The sequence below is a fragment of the Bradyrhizobium australiense genome (genome assembly GCF_013114825.1).
GTDB classification, from domain to species: domain Bacteria; phylum Pseudomonadota; class Alphaproteobacteria; order Rhizobiales; family Xanthobacteraceae; genus Bradyrhizobium; species Bradyrhizobium australiense.
In genome coordinates this window covers 319,237-337,456 of record NZ_JAAVLX010000009.1, presented here as the reverse complement: position 1 = coordinate 337,456, position 18,220 = coordinate 319,237, and the positions used below count along the sequence as shown (strand labels likewise).

The 18,220-nt window shown below is 62.6% G+C and carries 18 protein-coding genes; 17 read left to right on the top strand and 1 reads right to left on the bottom strand.

All coding sequences use genetic code 11. The features are described from left to right. From HCN58_RS27495 to lpxB, 17 genes are all read left to right on the top strand, one after another. The coding region (locus HCN58_RS27495; protein WP_210266164.1) for a hypothetical protein at positions 1 to 198 on the top strand (198 nt) is incomplete at its 5' end. Between the two features lie 207 nt (positions 199 to 405). After that, positions 406 to 1,404 (top strand): 30S ribosomal protein S2, encoded by a 999-nt coding sequence (locus tag HCN58_RS27490; RefSeq protein WP_171582475.1) that lies wholly within the window; start codon positions 406 to 408, stop codon positions 1,402 to 1,404. Positions 1,405 to 1,532: 128 nt separating this feature from the next. Next, a complete protein-coding gene (tsf, locus tag HCN58_RS27485; protein WP_171582474.1) occupies positions 1,533 to 2,459 on the top strand; it encodes a translation elongation factor Ts in 927 nt (308 codons plus the stop codon). A 70-nt stretch (positions 2,460 to 2,529) separates the two neighbouring features. Next, on the top strand, positions 2,530 to 3,246 hold the full coding sequence (pyrH, locus tag HCN58_RS27480; RefSeq protein ID WP_171582473.1) for a UMP kinase: 717 nt from the start codon (positions 2,530 to 2,532) through the stop codon (positions 3,244 to 3,246). 72 nt (positions 3,247 to 3,318) lie between these two features. Continuing rightward, positions 3,319 to 3,882 (top strand): ribosome recycling factor, encoded by a 564-nt coding sequence (gene frr, locus HCN58_RS27475; RefSeq protein ID WP_057843034.1) that lies wholly within the window; start codon positions 3,319 to 3,321, stop codon positions 3,880 to 3,882. Between the two features lie 42 nt (positions 3,883 to 3,924). Further along, positions 3,925 to 4,680, top strand: a complete 756-nt coding sequence (locus HCN58_RS27470; protein ID WP_171582472.1) for an isoprenyl transferase — start codon at positions 3,925 to 3,927, stop codon at positions 4,678 to 4,680. A gap of 119 nt (positions 4,681 to 4,799) precedes the next feature. Beyond that, positions 4,800 to 5,588, top strand: coding sequence for a phosphatidate cytidylyltransferase (locus HCN58_RS27465; protein ID WP_171582471.1), 789 nt, complete (start codon positions 4,800 to 4,802; stop codon positions 5,586 to 5,588). Positions 5,589 to 5,592: 4 nt separating this feature from the next. Then, positions 5,593 to 6,816, top strand: a complete 1,224-nt coding sequence (gene dxr / locus HCN58_RS27460) for a 1-deoxy-D-xylulose-5-phosphate reductoisomerase (RefSeq protein ID WP_171582470.1) — start codon at positions 5,593 to 5,595, stop codon at positions 6,814 to 6,816. A gap of 43 nt (positions 6,817 to 6,859) precedes the next feature. Then, entirely contained in the window at positions 6,860 to 8,035 is a 1,176-nt protein-coding gene (gene rseP / locus HCN58_RS27455; protein WP_171582469.1) for an RIP metalloprotease RseP, read from the top strand. A 172-nt stretch (positions 8,036 to 8,207) separates the two neighbouring features. Then, entirely contained in the window at positions 8,208 to 10,733 is a 2,526-nt protein-coding gene (bamA, locus tag HCN58_RS27450; RefSeq protein ID WP_171582503.1) for an outer membrane protein assembly factor BamA, read from the top strand. A gap of 128 nt (positions 10,734 to 10,861) precedes the next feature. Further along, positions 10,862 to 11,929, top strand: coding sequence for a UDP-3-O-(3-hydroxymyristoyl)glucosamine N-acyltransferase (lpxD, locus tag HCN58_RS27445; protein ID WP_171582468.1), 1,068 nt, complete (start codon positions 10,862 to 10,864; stop codon positions 11,927 to 11,929). Beyond that, positions 11,929 to 12,387, top strand: coding sequence for a 3-hydroxyacyl-ACP dehydratase FabZ (gene fabZ, locus HCN58_RS27440; protein ID WP_028345839.1), 459 nt, complete (start codon positions 11,929 to 11,931; stop codon positions 12,385 to 12,387). The genes lpxD and fabZ overlap by 1 nt, the downstream gene beginning before the upstream one ends. 135 nt (positions 12,388 to 12,522) lie before the next feature. Beyond that, the gene (locus HCN58_RS27435; RefSeq protein WP_311966877.1) at positions 12,523 to 13,158 is read left to right on the top strand and encodes a histidine phosphatase family protein; all 636 of its coding nucleotides are present in this window, start codon (positions 12,523 to 12,525) and stop codon (positions 13,156 to 13,158) included. Between the two features lie 124 nt (positions 13,159 to 13,282). Further along, positions 13,283 to 13,636 (top strand): hypothetical protein, encoded by a 354-nt coding sequence (locus HCN58_RS27430; RefSeq protein ID WP_171582467.1) that lies wholly within the window; start codon positions 13,283 to 13,285, stop codon positions 13,634 to 13,636. Positions 13,637 to 13,808: 172 nt separating this feature from the next. Then, positions 13,809 to 14,612 carry an acyl-ACP--UDP-N-acetylglucosamine O-acyltransferase gene (gene lpxA / locus HCN58_RS27425; RefSeq protein ID WP_171582466.1) on the top strand — a complete coding sequence of 268 codons (804 nt, stop codon included), beginning with the start codon at positions 13,809 to 13,811 and terminating at the stop codon, positions 14,610 to 14,612. Positions 14,613 to 14,631: 19 nt separating this feature from the next. Beyond that, positions 14,632 to 15,489 carry an LpxI family protein gene (locus tag HCN58_RS27420; protein WP_171582465.1) on the top strand — a complete coding sequence of 286 codons (858 nt, stop codon included), beginning with the start codon at positions 14,632 to 14,634 and terminating at the stop codon, positions 15,487 to 15,489. 23 nt (positions 15,490 to 15,512) lie between these two features. Then, complete coding sequence (gene lpxB, locus HCN58_RS27415) at positions 15,513 to 16,676, top strand: lipid-A-disaccharide synthase (protein ID WP_171582464.1); 1,164 nt, start codon at positions 15,513 to 15,515, stop codon at positions 16,674 to 16,676. A 103-nt stretch (positions 16,677 to 16,779) separates the two neighbouring features. Here the strand turns inward: lpxB and gltA are convergent, their stop codons facing one another. After that, on the bottom strand, positions 16,780 to 18,084 hold the full coding sequence (gltA, locus tag HCN58_RS27410) for a citrate synthase (RefSeq protein ID WP_171582463.1): 1,305 nt from the start codon (positions 18,082 to 18,084) through the stop codon (positions 16,780 to 16,782). Between the last annotated feature and the right edge of the window lie 136 nt (positions 18,085 to 18,220).

Here is an 18,220-nt window from a genome sequence, read left to right as displayed (position 1 = left end):
CCGTATGGCCGCACCCCCGCCGCCGCCGCGTATGGCCGCACCCGCAACGCCGCCGCGGATGGCGGCACCACCACCGCCAAGGATGGCGGCACCAGCCCCGCCGCCTCGGATGGCCGCACCACCCCCATCGCGTCCGGCGCCAGCTCCGGCGGCCGCGGCCAAGAAGTGCCCGCCGGGCGCCCGATGCTGATTGTTTAACGGGCCAGATCCCCGGATCTGGCCCTAAATCGCGGGGTTGGAAGACCGAAAAACCGGCTGTATTTCCTTGCTTCCAGCTGGAATCCGGCTATATAGCGCGCCATCTCACACGGAAACATGGCTCTCAAAGGCCGTCCGGTGGCAGCCGGGCCAGTCAGGCTCGTTTGCTCACACGTTTCCGGAGGAACCAACCGGAGAACTATCACGATGGCGCTACCCGATTTTTCCATGCGTCAGCTCCTTGAAGCTGGCGTGCACTTTGGCCACCAATCGCACCGCTGGAATCCGAAGATGGCGGATTACATTTTCGGTGCCCGCAACAATATCCACATCATCGATCTCGCGCAGACCGTGCCGATGCTGCATCGCGCATTGCAGGCGGTGTCGGATACGGTCGCCAAGGGCGGCCGCATCCTGTTCGTCGGCACCAAGCGCCAGGCGCAGGACGGCGTCGCCGATGCGGCCAAGCGCTCGGCGCAGTATTTCGTCAATTCGCGCTGGCTCGGCGGCACGCTGACCAACTGGAAGACGATTTCGGGCTCGATCAAGCGCCTGCGTCACCTCGACGAGGTGCTGTCGTCTGGCGAGGCCAACTCCTACACCAAGAAGGAGCGGCTGACGTTGCAGAGGGAGCGCGACAAGCTCGACCGTTCGCTCGGCGGCATCAAGGACATGGGCGGGCTTCCCGACATGATCTTCGTGATCGACACCAATAAGGAAGACATCGCGATCCAGGAGGCGCAGCGGCTGAACATTCCCGTTGCCGCGATTGTCGATACCAACTCCGACCCCAAGGGCATCACCTATGTGGTGCCGGGCAATGACGACGCCGGCCGCGCTATTTCGCTGTACTGCGACCTGATTGCCCGCGCCGCCATCGACGGCATTTCGCGCGCCCAAGGCGACTCCGGCATCGACATCGGCGCCGCCGTTCAGCCGGTCCGCGAGGAAGTTCCGGCAGCGCCCCAGCCGACCGGCTTCCAGGGTCTCGCCGGTCCGCGCGGCACCGCCGATAACCTCAAGAAGCTCACCGGCGTGTCGGGGGCGATCGAGAAAAAACTCAACGATCTCGGCATCTTCCACTACTGGCAGCTTGCCGAACTCGACCACGATACCGCGCACAAGATCGGTGAAGAGGTTGGTCTTCCGAGCCGGGCCGATGCCTGGGTTGCCCAGGCCAAGACGCTGACCGCGGAAGCGGAATAATTGGTTCGCCGCGTGGCCGGGTCTTCCGGCCACCGGTCCTGTTCCCCAGATACGGCATTCCTGTAGCTGACGACGGCAGGTGCAAGGCGCGCGCCGCGTCGCAGCGCACAGGCAAGAAGGATTAGACGATGGCAACGATCACTGCGGCAATGGTCAAGGAACTGCGCGAATCGACCGGCGCAGGCATGATGGACTGCAAGGCAGCGCTCACCGAAACCTCGGGCGATATGCAGGCGGCCCAGGACTGGCTGCGAAAGAAGGGTCTATCGAAGGCTGCCAAGAAGGCCGGCCGCGTCGCGGCGGAAGGCCTGATCGGCGCCGTGACGTCGGGTACCAAGGGTGTCGTGGTCGAGGTCAACTCCGAGACCGATTTCGTCGCCCGCAACGAGCAGTTTCAGGGCCTCGTCAAGATGATCGCACAGGTCGCGCTCAACGTCGGCGCCGACGTCGAGAAGATCAAGGCGGCGAAAGTCGGCAGCGTCACGGTCGAGACCGCGATTTCGGACGCGATCGCCACCATCGGCGAGAACATGACGCTGCGCCGTGCTGCCTCGCTCGAGGTCGGCAAGGGCGTGGTGTCGAGCTACATCCATGGCGCCGTGATCGACGGCGCCGGCAAGATGGGCGTGCTGGTCGCGCTTGAATCCACCGGCAAGACCGATGAACTCGCGCATCTCGGCCGACAGCTTGCGATGCATGTGGCTGCGACCAATCCGCAGGCGCTGGATCCGTCCGGCCTCGACCCCGAGATCGTGAAGCGCGAAAAGGACGTGCTGGCCGACAAGTACCGCCAGCAGGGCAAGCCGGAAAACGTGATCGAGAAGATCGTCGAGTCCGGCCTGAAGACCTATTACAAAGAAGTCTGTCTCTTGGAGCAGGCGTTCATCCACGACGAAAAGGGCAAGTCGGTCGCGCAAGTCCTGAAGGAAGCCGAAGGCAAGATCGGCGCGCCTGTGAAGATTGCCGGCTTTGTGCGATATATGCTCGGCGAGGGAGTCGAGAAGCAGGAATCCGACTTCGCAGCCGAGGTCGCGGCGGCCAGCGGCAAGAAGTAACCGCTGCAGTCAAAATCTTCCGGCGCAATCGCGCCGGAAGTCGCCTGCGCGAGAGAGGGAAGCGTAAGCAATGGCTGAGCCGGTCTATCGTCGCGTCGTGATCAAGCTCTCAGGCGAGTATCTCGCAGGCAGCCATTCTTTCGGCATCGACCAGCCCACCGTTGACCGCATCGCCGACGACCTCATCGCGGCCCACAAGCTTGGCGTCGAGGTGGCCGTCGTGATCGGCGGCGGCAACATCGTTCGTGGCGTGGAAGTGTCCTCGCGCGGCGTCTCGCGCCCGACCGGCGACACCATGGGCATGCTCGCCACCATCATGAATTGCCTGGCGCTCGAAGCCGCTATCGAGCGCAAGGGCGCGCCGGCGCGGACGCTGTCGGCGTTCGTGATGCCCGAAATTTCCGAGCTGTTCACCCGCAGTGCAGCGCACAAATACCTCGCCGATGGGCGAATCGTCCTGCTCGGCGGCGGAACCGGCAATCCGTTCTTTACCACCGACACCACCGCGGTGCTGCGGGCGGCCGAAATCGGGGCACAGGCGGTACTCAAAGCCACCAACGTCGACGGCGTTTACAGCGCCGACCCCAAAAAAGACCCATCGGCCAAGCGTTTCGATCGGCTGACGCATTCGCAGGCGATTGCCGGCGACTACAAGGTGATGGACGCGACCGCATTCGCGCTTGCCCGCGAGACATCACTGCCTATCATCGTATTCTCGATCGCCGAGCCGGGTTCGATCGGCGCGATCCTGCGCGGGACCGGCCGCGGCACGGTGGTTGCCGGCTGATATGCCGGTTGCAGTTTCGAGCCGCGGCTTCAAAACGCCGGCGGCTGGTTTTCTTAAGGAGGGGAGAGCGTTATGCCCACGCCCGGTTTTGACATCAACGAATTGAAGCGCCGCATGCAAGGCGCTACCCACGCGCTTAAGCACGAGCTCGGTGGCTTACGGACCGGCCGCGCGGCGGCGTCCATGCTCGAGCCGGTTCAGGTCGAGGCTTACGGTTCGCACATGCCGCTCAACCAGCTCGCCACCGTCAGTGTGCCCGAGCCGCGCCTGCTTTCTGTGCAGGTGTGGGACAAATCGATGGTGAAAGCAGTTGAAAAGGCGATCGTCGATTCCAATCTCGGCCTTTCGCCCGCGACCGAAGGCCAGGTGCTGCGCCTGCGGATTCCCGAGCTCAACGAAGAGCGACGCAAGGAACTGGTGAAGGTCGCGCATAAATACGCCGAGGCCGCCAAAGTTGCTGTTCGCCATGTCCGTCGCGACGGGCTCGATATCGTCAAGAAACTAGAGAAGAATCACGAGATTTCCGAAGACGATCAGGAGCGGCTCGCCAACGAGGTGCAGAAGGCGACCGATGGAACGATTGCGGAAATCGATCAGTTGCTGGCGGCGAAGGAAAAGGAAATCCTCACCGTTTGATGGCAACGTTCACGAATTGAGACTGGCCCTGGAATTCAGATAATGCCGAACGCCGCCGCCCCCGCCACGGAAGGACCGGATCGATCCGTTCCGTTGCATGTGGCGATCATCATGGACGGAAACGGGCGCTGGGCGGCAGCGCGCGGCTTACCGCGCGCCGAAGGCCACCGCCGCGGCGTCGAGGCGCTGCGCCGAGTCGTTCGCGCTGCCCATGAACTCGGCGTGCTCTATCTGACGATCTTTTCGTTCTCTTCCGAAAACTGGTCGCGGCCGGCGACCGAAATCGGCGATCTGTTCGGATTGCTCCGCCGCTTCATCCGCAACGATCTGGCGACGCTGCACCGCGACGGCGTGCGCGTGCGCGTGATCGGCGAACGAGAGGGGCTGGAGCCCGATATCTGCACGCTGTTGAACGAGGCCGAGGAACTGACAAGAGCCAACACCAAGCTCAACCTCGTGGTCGCCTTCAATTACGGATCGCGGCAGGAAATCGCCGGCGCTGCCCAACGGCTGGCGCGCGAAGTGGCTGAGGGCAAGCGCGATCCGGCCTCGATCGACGCCGATACGCTCGGCCGCTATCTCGATGCGCCTGACATTCCCGATCCCGACCTGATCATCCGCACCAGCGGTGAACAGCGGCTGTCGAACTTCCTGATGTGGCAGGCGGCCTATAGCGAACTCGTGTTCGTGCCGATCCACTGGCCGGATTTCGACAAGGCCGCTCTCCAAAGCGCAATTGCCGAATATGCCAGACGCGAGCGCCGTTTCGGCGGTCTGGCCGCGAAAACCGGATCGTGACTGAGCGCGAGGCCGCGCCGGCGGCAGCAAGCGAGCCTGATTCGCGTAGTCGCGAATCCGATTCGCGTAGTCGCGAATCCGATTCGCGTAGTCGCGAATCCGGTTCGCGCAATCTCGTGATGCGCATCATCGCAGCCGCCGTGCTGATACCGCTTGCAGTCGCCATCGCCTATGCGGGCGGCTGGCTGTGGGCCACGCTGGTGACGCTGGCGGCCATTGGGCTGTTCGTGGAATGGCTCGCGATCGTGGGCCTCGCCGGGGCGACGCGTGTGATCGTGCCTGGCGTGACTGCGCTTGCGGTTGCCGGACTTTGCTTTGCGATCGGCCGGCTCGATGCCGCGCTGATCGTACTCGGCATCGGCTTTGTCGCGGTCGCGTCGATCGCTCCGGAGCGGCGAAACTGGGTGGCGGCGGGATTTCTGTACGCGGCGGCGGCCGAGATTGCCTCGGTGCTGGTGCGTCTGGATTCCGTGAAGGGTTTTGCCGCCCTGATGTTCGTGCTGCTGATCGTGTGGGTGACCGACACCGGCGGCTATTTCGCGGGCCGCAGCATCGGCGGGCCGAAACTGTGGCCGCGCGTCAGCCCGAAAAAAACCTGGGCCGGCGCCGTCGGCGGTTTTGCCGCCAGTCTGGCCGTGGCAGGCGGATTTGCCGCATTCGATCTCGGCAGAATAGGGCCGCTATTGATGCTTTCCGTGGCCCTTTCGGTGGTTTCGCAGCTCGGCGATCTCTTCGAATCCGCCGTTAAGCGGCGTTTCGGCGTAAAGGACTCAAGTCACATTATTCCCGGCCATGGCGGACTAATGGATCGCCTGGACGGATTTGTCGCAGCCGTCGTTCTGGCGGCTCTTTTCGGCTTTCTGCGGGGCGGCGCCGATGGCGTCGGCCGCGGTCTTATGGTTTGGTGAAACGATGAGCGCAGTTCCATTGCGTAACAACAAGGCCGCTTTATCGGATGCGCGCACCGTCACAGTCCTGGGCGCCACCGGTTCCATCGGCGACAGCACCATGGATTTGCTGCGCGGCGCGCGCGACCGCTACCAGGTCGAGGCGCTGACCGCGAATTCCAATGTCGAAGCGCTGGCCAGGCTTGCGAAGGAATTCGGCGTACGATTCGCTGCGATCGCCGACCCCGCGCGCCTTGGCGAACTGAAGGACGCGCTTGCAGGCACGAACATCGAATGCGGCGCCGGCGAAAGCGCGATCATCGAGGCCGCCGCGCGTCCCGCCGACTGGGTGATGGCGGCGGTGAGCGGTGCGGCCGGGCTGAAACCCGCGCTCGCTGCGGTCGACCGCGGCGCCGCCGTCGCATTGGCGAACAAGGAATGCCTGGTTTGTGCCGGCGACTTCTTCATGCAGCGCGCGGCGAAGGCCGGCGCCTGCATCCTCCCGGCGGATTCCGAACACAACGCGCTGTTTCAGGCGCTCTCTTCCGGCAATCGCGAGGAATTGGTGCGCGTGATCATCACCGCATCCGGTGGCCCGTTCCGCACCTGGGCGCCGGCCGATATCGAGCAAGCGACGCTTGAACAGGCCTTAAAGCATCCGAACTGGAGCATGGGCCAGAAGATCACCATCGATTCAGCCTCGATGATGAACAAGGGCCTCGAAGTCATCGAGGCCTCTTATCTCTTTGCGCTCTCGGCCGACGAGATCGACGTCCTCGTGCATCCGCAGTCGATCATCCACGGCATGGTCGAATTCTCCGATCGCTCTGTGGTTGCGCAGCTCGGCGCGCCCGACATGCGCATCCCGATTGCGCATTGTCTTGGATGGCCCGATCGAATCGTTGGTCCGTCGGCCAGGCTGGACCTCGCAAAAATTGGCCAGCTCACGTTCGAGGCGCCGGACTTCGAGCGATTCCCGGGCTTGCGGCTGGCCTACGAAGCGTTACGTACGGGACGTGGCGCGACCACGGTATTCAACGCCGCCAATGAGGTGGCAGTGGCGGCGTTTATCGCCGGAAAGATCAAATTCGGGTCGATCGCGCGCCTCGTCGAAGCCACCATCAACGATTGGATTCGTGCGGGGAACCTTGCGCCTTTGAGCTCGGCCGACGACGCCATCTCCGTTGACCATAACGCGCGAAATCGAGCCGCCTCCCTATTGCCTCAAATTGCCTTAAAGGCATCCTAGAGGGTTGGGGACGGAGCCATCGGCTCTTGTCGAGGGGAATCTGATGTCAGAGTTTTTTCTAAGTAGTTTCAGTACGTTGAGCCACGGGCTCATCGGCTACATCATTCCCTTTTTGTTCGTTCTGACCATCGTCGTGTTCTTTCATGAACTCGGCCATTTCCTGGTCGCCCGCTGGGCGGGTGTGAAGGTGCTAACGTTCTCGCTCGGTTTCGGGCCGGAACTTGCCGGCTTCAACGACCGTCATGGCACGCGCTGGAAGATCTCCGCGATCCCGCTCGGCGGCTATGTGAAGTTCTTCGGCGACGAATCGGAAGCCTCGACGCCTGCCTCGGCCGAAACGCTCGCCACCATGAGCGAGGAAGAGCGCGCGGGCAGTTTCCATCACAAGAAAGTCGGCGCGCGCGCAGCCATTGTTGCCGCCGGTCCGATCGCGAATTTCATTCTGGCGATCGTCATTTTCACCTGTCTCTTCACCTTCTTCGGCAAGCCGAGCACGACTGCGCGCGTCGACAAGATCGAAGCCAGCAGCGCCGCCGAGCGGGCGGGCTTTCAGGTCGGCGACATCGTCACCGCCATCGACGGCAAGACGATCGGCAGCTTCTCCGACATGCAGCGCTTCGTCAGCGTCCGTGCCGGCGAAACCATGACCTTCACCGTCAAGCGGGGTGATTCCACGCTGCAATTGAAGGGCACGCCGGAACTGCGCGAAGTGAAGGATCCGTTCGGAAACACACAGCGGCTCGGGATTCTTGGCATTACCCGCGCGACCGCGCCGGGCGAAGTGACCACGGAAAAGGTCGATCCGGCGACCGCATTCTGGCTCGGAATCAAGGAAACCTGGTTCGTCATCGAGCAGACGCTCGCCTATATCGGCAACATCTTTACCGGCCGGGCCAGCGCGGACCAGATCGGCGGGCCGATTCGGATCGCGCAGATTTCGGGGCAGGTCGCCACCTTGGGAATCATTCCGCTGCTGCATCTAGCGGCGGTGCTGTCCATTTCGATCGGACTGCTGAACCTGTTCCCGGTCCCCTTGCTCGACGGCGGCCACCTTTTGTTCTACTCGGCCGAAGTGCTCCGCGGGCGTCCTTTGTCGGAAAAATCGCAGGAATACGGGTTCCGCGTGGGGCTGGTTTTGGTGCTGATGCTGATGGTGTTCGCCTTCTACAACGACTTCCACCAGGTGCCGTGGCTGAAGGGGCTGTTCGGGAGGTCGTAGAAGCGGCTTTTTTATGACGTTGCCCATCGGCAACGTCTTGGAATGAAAATGGAATCGCATCGCATGTCTGGTTTGCCGCCCTGTCGAAATTGGCTACAAGCATTGCAACTTTGGGAATCTGCCGGTTCGTAGGGGTACGGGCCGGCATTGCAATGACGAGGGCGCGTTGCGCATGATGTTGGGAATGCGAGTGCGGGGGGGCTTGCTGGCCGCTCTGATCATGGTTGCCGCACCGACGGGGGGTGCGCTGGTGTCTGCGCCGGCTGCGGCCCAGACCGCGGCGTCGATCGCCGTCGAGGGGAACCGGCGTGTCGAGGTCGAGACCATTCGCTCCTATTTCAAGCCGGGCCCCGGCGGCCGCCTCGGGCAGGCCCAGATCGACGACGGCCTGAAGGCGCTGATCGAGACTGGCCTGTTCCAGGACGTGCGAATCAACCAGGTGGGCGGCCGGCTGGTCGTGACGGTTGTGGAAAACGCCGTGATCGGGCGCATCGCCTTCGAAGGCAACAAGAAGGTGAAGGACGAGCAGCTTTCGGCTGAAATCCAGTCCAAGCCGCGCGGCACATTCTCGCGCCCGATGGTCCAGTCGGACGCCCAGCGAATCGCTGAAATCTACCGGCGCTCCGGCCGCTATGACGTGCGCGTCACTCCTGAAATCATCGAGCAGCCGAACAACCGCGTCGATCTGATCTTCACGATCACCGAAGGCACCAAGACCGGCGTCAAGTCGATCGAGTTTATCGGCAACGTCGCCTATTCGTCCTATCGCCTGAAGGACGTCATCAAGACGCGCGAATCCAACCTTCTGAGCTTCCTCGGCGGCGCGGACGTCTACGATCCCGACCGGGTCGAGGCCGATCGCGACCTGATTCGCCGCTTCTACCTCAAGAACGGTTACGCCGACGTGCAGGTAGTTGCCGCGTTGACCGAGTATGATCCCGACAGGAAGGGCTTCCTCGTCACTTTCAAGATCGATGAGGGGCAGCAATATCGCGTTGCCTCCGTCGATTTCCAGACCTCCATCGCGACCCTCGATGCCGCCTCGATGCGCAGCTTCTCGCGCGTCAGCGTCGGCTCGGTTTACAACGCCGAGGCGCTGGAGAAATCCGTCGAGGAGATGCAGATCGAGGCCTCGCGGCGCGGCTATGCCTTCGCCGTGGTGCGTCCGCGCGGCGATCGCAACTTCGAGCAGCACACTGTTTCAATCGTGTTCGCCGTCGACGAAGGCCCGCGGACCTATATCGAGCGCATCAACATCCGCGGCAACACCCGCACCCGCGACTACGTGATCCGCCGCGAGTTCGACCTATCCGAAGGCGACGCCTATAACCGCGCCCTGGTCGATCGCGCCGAGCGCCGGCTGAAGAACCTCGACTTCTTCAAGGCCGTGAAGATCGTCACCGAGCCCGGTTCGTCGACCGATCGCGTGATCCTGATCGTCGATCTCGAAGAAAAATCGACCGGCGACTTCTCGGTGTCGGGCGGCTATTCGACCACGGACGGTGCACTGGCCGAGGTCAGCATTTCCGAGCGCAACTTCCTCGGTCGGGGCCTGTATGCGAAGGCTGCCGTGACCTACGGTCAGTACGCGCGCGGCGGCTCGCTGTCGTTCGTCGATCCCTATCTACTCGACTATCGCGTCGCGCTCGGCCTCGATCTGTTTTACCGTGAGCAGCTGGCCAACAGCTATATCGCCTATGGCACCAAGACGCTTGGCTTCAGCCCGCGACTGGGCTTCACCCTGCGCGAAGATCTGGCGCTGCAGTTGCGGTACTCGATCTATCAGCAGGAAATCTCGCTGCCGAGCCAGCTCGCGAACTGTAACAACAATCCGGCGAACTCGTTGCTCGCCTTTAATCCAAGCCCGGCCTTCGCGAACGCGAACGGCATCGACCTGACATCCACAAACGGTCTCGGATGTTACTTCGACGGCGAAGCCTCGCTGCCGGTCCGCAGGGAGTTGCAGAGCGGCAAGGCGTTGACCTCGTCGGTCGGCTATTCGCTGAACTACAACACGCTGGACAACAACAAGAACCCGACCGATGGCTTGCTGATCGACTGGAAGCAGGACTTCGCCGGCGTTGGCGGCGATGTGAAGTACATCAAGTCGGCGATCGACGCGAAGTACTACACCCCGCTGGTCGCCGATATCGTCGGTTTGATCCATCTGCAGGGCGGTATCCTCAACCAGTTCGGCGGCAGCGAGCTGCGCATGCTCGATCACTTCCAGATGGGCCCGAACCTGGTTCGCGGCTTTGCGCCGAACGGCATCGGTCCGCGCGATCTCAATCCGTTTGGCACACGTGACGCGCTGGGCGGCACCAAATACTGGGGCGCTTCGTTCGAATTGCAGATGCCGTTCTGGTTCCTGCCGAAGGAAGTCGGGCTCAAAGGATCGGTCTATGCCGACGCGGGCGGACTCTTTGACTATAAGGGACCGACCACGTGGGCTCAGACGGCCGAACTTACCACCCCGGCCAACTCGAATTGCACCCCATCGACAATTAATCCGAACACGGCTGGAACCTGTACGGGCTTGGTGTATGACAACGGGAATGTGGTCCGCACCTCGGTGGGTGTCGGTATCATCTGGGCCTCGCCGTTCGGTCCACTGCGCTTCGACTATGCGGTTCCGCTTACGAAGGGTCAATTTGACCGCGTGCAGCAATTCAAGTTTGGTGGTGGCACATCGTTCTAAGGCGTCTCGATACGCAGCGGACGTAAGGTCCGTCTGACGAGAATGCCACGGAATAAGAGGAGGGTTCGGCCCCGTTTCGCGGAGCCGGCCCCTTCGGTGTGAACACCGGCCGGACTGCGACGGGTGGAATGGCGCAGCCAGTATTCTTCAAGCAACCACCTTCCGCGACGCTGGCCGAGCTGGCCGCGTTGACGGGAGCGGTATTGGCCGATCCCGCGCGGGGCGGTCATGTGATCAGGGGCCTCGCTTCGCTCGACGAAGCCGGTCCGATGCATCTGGCGTTCTTCGACAACCTCAAATATGCCGATCAGCTCAAGGCGACCAAAGCCGGCGCCTGCCTGGTCAGCCCGCGTGTCGAGGCCCAGGTGCCCGCCCATGTCGCGGTGTTGCGGGCCACCCAGCCGTTCCGCGCCTTCGTGACGCTGGCGCGCGAGTGGCACGCCGATGCGCTACGCCCGCAATCCTGGTTCGATAATGACGGCATCGCGCCGTCGGCAATCATCGACCCATCCGCCCATCTCGAGGACGACGTCATCGTCGATCCGCTCGCGGTGATCGGCCCCCGGGTCGAAATCGGCACTGGCACCGTAATCGGTGCCGGTGCGGTGATCGGGGCCGACGTCAAAATCGGCCGCGACTGCAATGTCGGCGCGCGCAGTGCGATCCAGTTCGCCCTGATCGGCAACAACGTCCTGATCCATCCGGCCTGCAGCATCGGCCAGGACGGCTATGGCTTCATTTTCTTCGGCCCAGAGGGCCATCTGAAGGTGCCCCAGACCGGCCGCGTTCTGATCCAGAACAATGTCGAAATCGGCGCCGGCACCTGCATCGACCGCGGCAGCCTGCGGGATACGGTGATCGGCGAGGGCACCAAAATCGACAATCAGGTCCAGATCGGCCACAATGTGACCATCGGCAGGCACTGTCTGCTCGCGGCCCAGATCGGGCTCGCGGGCAGCCTGACGATCGGTGACAATGTCGCGCTGGGCGCCAAGGTGGGCATCAACAATCACCTCAAGATCGGCGATGGCGCCCAGGTTACAGCGATGAGCGCGGTCAAGGACGATATCCCGCCCAACGGCCGCTGGGGCGGCCATTTTGCCAAACCGACCAAGCAGTGGTTCAGGGAGATTGTTGCAGTGGAGCGGCTGGTCCAGGGTGGCACCGTCGATCCGAAAGGCGAGGGGCGGGAGTGATGGAGGAGGCACCGGTCAGGTTTGAGCTCGTGGATATCAACGAGATCCTCAAGACGCTCCCGCACCGCTATCCGATGTTGCTGATCGACCGGGTGATCAAGATCCGGACCGATTACAGCGGCATCGGTATCAAGAACGTTACCTTCAACGAGCCGCCGTTTCTCGGCCATTTCCCCGAGCGTCCGGTCTATCCGGGCGTGATGATGATCGAGGCCATGGCACAGACCGCGGGCGTGATCGGCATCAAGTCGGTCGAAGGCACCGAGAAGCCGCGCGCGGTTTATTTCCTCACCATCGACAAGTGCAAATTCCGCAAGCCGGTGATGCCCGGCGACACCATCGAGTACCACATGCGCTCGATCGGTCGTCGCAAGGCGATGTGGTGGTTTCACGGTGACGCCAAGGTAAATGGGGCCGTGGTTGCGGAGGCCGACGTCGGCGCGATGCTGACGGATTGAATTTATCCGTCATACAACTGACGTCTTCCTGATGTCACTACTCAATCCTTGGTAGTGGAACCTACGCCGAGGTCGATTGAGCAAATTTGCCGCCTAAGTCCGGTTTGGGTCCATGCTTTTTCAACGGAGGCGTCCGTGAACAGGCTTGCGTCCGTCATTTCGTATTTGGTCATTTTTCTGCTGATGCCGCCGCAAGGTTACGCGGCAGATCTCAACGGTCTTGTATCGTCCCTCAGGGGTGGCGGCTACGTCATCGTGTTTCGACACGGCGCCACCGACGATAGCCAGAAGGACGTTTACCCCTTCAAATTCGACGACATGAGTGCACAGCGCCAACTGAGCGAAAAGGGCCGCACACTGGCGCGCGATCTTGGAGCTGCGCTCGCTAAAGTCGGGATACCGATCGGTGACGTCTACACAAGCCAGCTAAACCGCGCAGTCGAGACCGGCAAGCTGCTCAGCGGCAAGGACGTGTCTCCTGTCGAGGCCCTGACCGACAGCGGTGCGGGCAGTTCGTCGGCGATGGCGAACCCCGACGGCAAGAACGCCAAAATTGGGCGCGCCGTCCGCGATCTCGTCAATGCGCCGCCGAAAGCCGGCGTTAATAATGTGGCGGTGACGCACAAGACCAACGTCGCCGATGCCTTCGGAAACGAATTTGCTGATATCCGCGAGGGCGAGGCGTTGGTCTACAAGACCAGTACCTCGGGCCCGGCCGTCCTGGTCGCGCGCGTTCAACCTGGCGAATGGATTGCTCAGGCCGGTAGCTGACAGGAGGTCGCTCGGCGTGCATCAACTTTAGGCGACCGCGCCAGCCTAATTGTGCCTGTCGAGGGAACTTCAGGCGGCCAGCAGCTTTGTAGATCCTGTGGGGAATCTGTTGCCGGATGGCCGCATGAAATTTCTGTGGGTCGGTGTTGCGCTGCTAGGCACAGCTATTGTTCTCGGCGGACATGCTGTGGCCCGCGATGACGGCCGCTACGCCGGCTCTCCACTCAAGTCGTGGTTCGACAGCCTCAGGAGCGGAAAGGGGCCATGTTGCTCCGACGCTGATGGCTCTGCCGTTGCCGATGTCGATTGGGAATCCAAGGACGGTCATTACCGCGTGCGGCTCGATGGCCAATGGATCGACGTTCCCGACGATGCCGTGATTACCGAGCCCAATCGCGCCGGCCGAACCATGGTGTGGCCGGTCAAGGACTCGCTCGGGATTTCGATCCGCTGTTTTCTGCCCGGCAGCATGACGTAGCGACGGCTCGTCTTGGCCTTTGGCCGGGAATCGGGCGGCGCCGGATGGATCTTGCAGGCCTTGCGCGCCCGACACATGACGTAATCATACGTCACTAGACAGCATTGAGGCGCCGCGCTAACCACCGGAAAACGTGAGATATTCGCGTCCAATCGATGGGCTGGGCTGCTTGATGGGTACGATCGATCCAACCGCGCGGGTTGAGGATGGCGCTGTGATCGGCGAGGGGACGACAATCGGTCCCTATTGCATCATCGGGCCCAACGTCGTCATCGGCGCCAACTGCAAGTTGATCGCGCATGTGCACGTCACTGCGCAGACCACGATCGGCGACGGCTGCACCATCTATCCGTTCGTTTCGCTCGGTACGCCGCCGCAATCGCTGAGTTACAAGGGCGAACTGACCCGGCTCGAGATCGGTGCGGGCTGTACCATTCGCGAATCCGTCACTATGAACGCTGGTACGGTTGCCGGCGGTGGCGTTACGCGCGTCGGCGAGCGCGGCTACTTCATGAATTGCAGTCATGTCGGCCACGATTGCCAGGTCGGCAACGACGTGATTTTTGCAACCTCCGCCACGCTCGGCGGTCATTGCGAGATCGGTGATTTCGTCTTCATCGGCGGGCTGTCGGCTGTGCACCAGTTCACGCGGATTGGACCGCAGGTGATGGTCGGCGGCGTCTGCGGCGTGCGCGGCGACATCATTCCATTCGGCCTCGTCAACGGGCAATATGCGAGCCTCGAAGGGCTGAACATCATCGGGATGAAACGCCGCAAGTTCACCAAGGAGCGACTGGCGAAGGTGCGCTCGTTCTATCAAAAGCTGTTTCACGGGCCCGGTATTTTTGCCGAGCGACTGAATGCGGTGCAACCGATGGCCGCAGACGATCCGGCGATCGCCGAAATCCTTGCCTTCATCGAGCAGGGCAAGCATCGCACGCTCTGTCTTCCCGCCGACGGCGGCAACAAACCTTGATGACGGGGTCGCCGCAGCCATGATCTCAGCGGCTTCCGACATTTCATCGCCCGTCGGCGTCATCGCCGGCGGCGGCGCCATGCCGTTCGCGGTGGCGGATTCGCTTGTCGCGCGGGGGATCGCGCCGGTGCTGTTCGCGCTGCGCGGTGCCTGCGATCCGGCTCGGGTCGAGCGTTTCCGCCATCACTGGATCTCGGTCGGACAACTCGGCCGCGCGACAAAACTGTTTCGCAGCGAGGGCTGCCGCGACTTGATCTTCATCGGGACACTGCTGCGGCCGGCGCTGTCGGAGATCAGGCTGGACTGGGGAACGCTCCGGGTCCTCGGCCGCGTCTGGGCGGCGTTTCGCGGCGGTGACGATCATCTGTTATCGGGGATCGGCCGCATCCTTGAACAAGACGGCTTCCGGATGATCGGCATCCGGGATGTCGCCCCCGATGTCCTGATGCCAGAGGGACAAATTGCCCGCGCCGCGCCGGATGCCGCCGCCGCCGCTGATATTGCCAAGGGGCGGGAGGTACTCGGCGCGCTCGGCCCGTTCGATATCGGCCAGGCCGTGGTTGTGATCGACGGGCACGTGGTGGCGGTGGAGGATATCGAGGGCACCGACGGGTTGCTGGCGCGCGTTGCACAGCTGCGTGAGACCGGGCGCATTCGCGCCAAATCCGGCCGCGGCGTGCTGGTGAAGGCGCCGAAGAGCGGGCAGGATTTGCGCTTCGACCTGCCGACCGTAGGTGCAAAAACCATCGAAGGCGTGGCTCGGGCCGGGCTCGCCGGCATTGCCGTGATCGCCGGCCATACGATTGCCGCGGACTCGCAAGCCATGATCGAGGCCGCTGATCGCGCCGGCCTGTTCATCCAGGGCTTGCCCGCGTGACGCCGCCTCGCGGGACCGCCGGGATGGAGCGGAGGATATTTCTGATCGCGACGGAAGAATCCGGCGATCGCCTCGGCGCCAGCTTGATGAAGGTACTGCGCCAACGCCTTGGCGATGCAGTACAGTTCGAGGGCGTCGGCGGCCGCGCAATGGCGCGCGAAGGGCTGGATTCACTGTTTCCGATCGAAGAACTCTCCATCATCGGGCTGGCCGCGGTCGTCAAGGAATTGCCGAAGATCCTTGGGCTGATCAAGGAAACGGCTATCGTGGTGACGGAGGCGTCGCCGGATATTCTCGTCATCATCGACAGCCCCGACTTTACCCATCGCGTCGCCAGGCGCGTGCGCGCCAAGGACCCCAGAATTCCGATCATCGACTATGTGTCGCCCTCGGTGTGGGCATGGCGGCCCGGCAGGGCGCGCGCGATGCGGAAATATGTCGATCACGTGCTGGCGCTCTTGCCGTTTGAGCCCGAGGCCTACCGCAGGCTTCATGGCCCGCCCTGCAGCTATGTCGGTCATCCCCTGACCGAGCAATTGTCATCACTGCGTCCGAACCCCGACGAGGCGAAGCGTCGCGTAGAGTCGCCGCCGGTGCTATTGGTGCTGCCGGGCAGCCGCCGCAGCGAAATTCGTCACCACATGGCGGTATTCGGCCAGGCCGTGGGACTGCTTCAGGAGCAGGGCACGACGTTCGAACTGGTGCTGCCGACCATGCCGCACCTGCAGGAGGCGGTCGTGGAGGCGGTGAAGGGGTGGCCGGTGCAGCCCCAGGTCGTGATCGGTGAGCAGGAGAAGCGGGCGTCGTTCCGGATCGCGCACGCAGCGCTCGCCAAATCCGGCACCGTGACGCTCGAACTGGCATTGGCCGGCGTGCCGATGGTGACGGCCTACCGGACCGGTGCGGTGGAAGCCTGGATCTTGCGGCGGGCGATCAAGGTGAACTCGGTGATCTTGGCCAATCTCGTGATCGGCGAGAATGTCATTCCCGAATTCCTGCAGGAGAACTGCACGCCGGAGAAACTCGCAGCGACGCTGCGTGAGGTGTTGGGCGACAGCGAGCTGCGTCGAAGGCAACTCGAGGCCTTCGGCAAAATCGACGGTATCTTGTCGACCGGCAACCAGCCGCCAAGCGTGCGTGCCGCCGATATCGTGCTGGCAACGATGCGCAATGCGCGGCGGGTGTAGGGCGTAGGATGGGTATCGCTTGCGCTCCACCCATACTACCCGTCAAACAAAAGCCGGACGCGGTAATCGCATCCGGCTTTCCAGACTGTCGTGTGTCCGGCGCCTACTTCCGCTTGTCCATCGGGACGTAATCGCGGCGGGCGACGCCGGTGTAGAGCTGGCGTGGGCGGCCGATCTTCTGCTGCGGGTCTTCGATCATCTCGCTCCACTGACTGATCCAGCCGACGGTGCGGGCGACCGCGAACAGCACAGTGAACATCGAGGTCGGGAAGCCCATCGCCTTCAGCGTGATGCCCGAATAGAAGTCGACGTTCGGGTAGAGCTTGCGGTCGATGAAATACTGATCGTTGAGCGCGATCTTTTCCAGCTCCAGCGCCACCTTCAGCATCGGATCGTCGCCATGGCCGGTCTCGGCCAGCACGGCGTGACACATCTTCTGCATGATCTTGGCGCGCGGGTCGTAGTTCTTGTAGACGCGGTGGCCAAAGCCCATCAGGCGGACTTCGCTGTTCTTGTCCTTCACCTTCGCGATGAATTCCGGAATCTTGTCGACCGAACCAATCTCCGCGAGCATCGCCAGCGCCGCTTCGTTGGCGCCGCCATGCGCAGGGCCCCACAGGCAGGCGATGCCGGCCGCGATACAGGCGAACGGGTTGGCGCCGGAAGAGCCGGCGATACGCACCGTCGAAGTCGAGGCGTTCTGCTCGTGGTCAGCGTGCAGGATGAAGATCTTGTCGAGCGCGTCGGCCAGCACCGGATTGATCTTGTAGTCTTCGCACGGCACCGCAAAGCACATGTGCAGGAAATTCTCGGCAAACGAGAGCGCATTCTTCGGATACATGAAGGGCTGGCCGACGGTGTATTTGTAGGCCATGGCGGCCAGCGTCGGGACCTTCGCGATCATGCGCATCGAGGCGATCATGCGCTGCTTCGGATCATTGATGTCGGTGCTGTCGTGATAGAACGCGGCGAGCGCGCCGACGGCCGCGACCATGATAGCCATCGGATGGGCATCGCGGCGAAAACCCTGGAAGAAGCGGGCCATCTGTTCGTGAACCATGGTGTGATGGATCACGCGACTGTCGAAGTCCTGCTTCTGGGCGGCCGTCGGGAGTTCCCCGTAAAGCAGCAAATAGCAGGTTTCGAGGAAGTCGCCCCGTTCGGCGAGCTGCTCGATCGGGTAGCCGCGGTATTCCAGCACGCCGGCGTCGCCATCGATATAGGTGATCTTCGACTGGCAGCTGCCAGTCGAGGTGAAGCCGGGGTCGTAGGTGAACATCCCGGCCTGGGCGTAGAGCTTGGCGATGTCGATGACATCTGGCCCCACCGTGCCGCTGAGGATCGGGAAATCGTAGGTCTTGTTACCTACCGTGAGCGTTGCAGTCTTGTTGCTGGATTTTGCGTCCATCGTGAAGTCCCCGATGAAATCGTTGCGAAAACCGCGCCTGACCCCGGTGCCGTTTTCCGGGCACGGACAGGGAGGCCGGATTGTCTAGAAGCGGCGGGAAATGGGTTAGCTTATTGCCCTGTGCACCGCAAGATGG

Bases quoted from the DNA above. Each gene is read 5' to 3' on its own strand.
- lpxB (WP_171582464.1), top strand. From the start codon at position 15,513: ATGGAGCGGAGGATATTTCTGATCGCGACGGAAGAATCCGGCGATCGC.
- frr (WP_057843034.1), top strand. From the start codon at position 3,319: ATGCCCACGCCCGGTTTTGACATCAACGAATTGAAGCGCCGCATGCAA.
- HCN58_RS27430 (WP_171582467.1), top strand. From the start codon at position 13,283: ATGAAATTTCTGTGGGTCGGTGTTGCGCTGCTAGGCACAGCTATTGTT.
- lpxA (WP_171582466.1), top strand. From the start codon at position 13,809: ATGGGTACGATCGATCCAACCGCGCGGGTTGAGGATGGCGCTGTGATC.
- tsf (WP_171582474.1), top strand. From the start codon at position 1,533: ATGGCAACGATCACTGCGGCAATGGTCAAGGAACTGCGCGAATCGACC.
- bamA (WP_171582503.1), top strand. From the start codon at position 8,208: ATGATGTTGGGAATGCGAGTGCGGGGGGGCTTGCTGGCCGCTCTGATC.
- rseP (WP_171582469.1), top strand. From the start codon at position 6,860: ATGTCAGAGTTTTTTCTAAGTAGTTTCAGTACGTTGAGCCACGGGCTC.
- HCN58_RS27465 (WP_171582471.1), top strand. From the start codon at position 4,800: ATGCGCATCATCGCAGCCGCCGTGCTGATACCGCTTGCAGTCGCCATC.
- fabZ (WP_028345839.1), top strand. From the start codon at position 11,929: ATGGAGGAGGCACCGGTCAGGTTTGAGCTCGTGGATATCAACGAGATC.
- gltA (WP_171582463.1), bottom strand. From the start codon at position 18,084: ATGGACGCAAAATCCAGCAACAAGACTGCAACGCTCACGGTAGGTAAC.
- HCN58_RS27490 (WP_171582475.1), top strand. From the start codon at position 406: ATGGCGCTACCCGATTTTTCCATGCGTCAGCTCCTTGAAGCTGGCGTG.
- pyrH (WP_171582473.1), top strand. From the start codon at position 2,530: ATGGCTGAGCCGGTCTATCGTCGCGTCGTGATCAAGCTCTCAGGCGAG.
- lpxD (WP_171582468.1), top strand. From the start codon at position 10,862: ATGGCGCAGCCAGTATTCTTCAAGCAACCACCTTCCGCGACGCTGGCC.
- HCN58_RS27420 (WP_171582465.1), top strand. From the start codon at position 14,632: ATGATCTCAGCGGCTTCCGACATTTCATCGCCCGTCGGCGTCATCGCC.
- dxr (WP_171582470.1), top strand. From the start codon at position 5,593: ATGAGCGCAGTTCCATTGCGTAACAACAAGGCCGCTTTATCGGATGCG.
- HCN58_RS27470 (WP_171582472.1), top strand. From the start codon at position 3,925: ATGCCGAACGCCGCCGCCCCCGCCACGGAAGGACCGGATCGATCCGTT.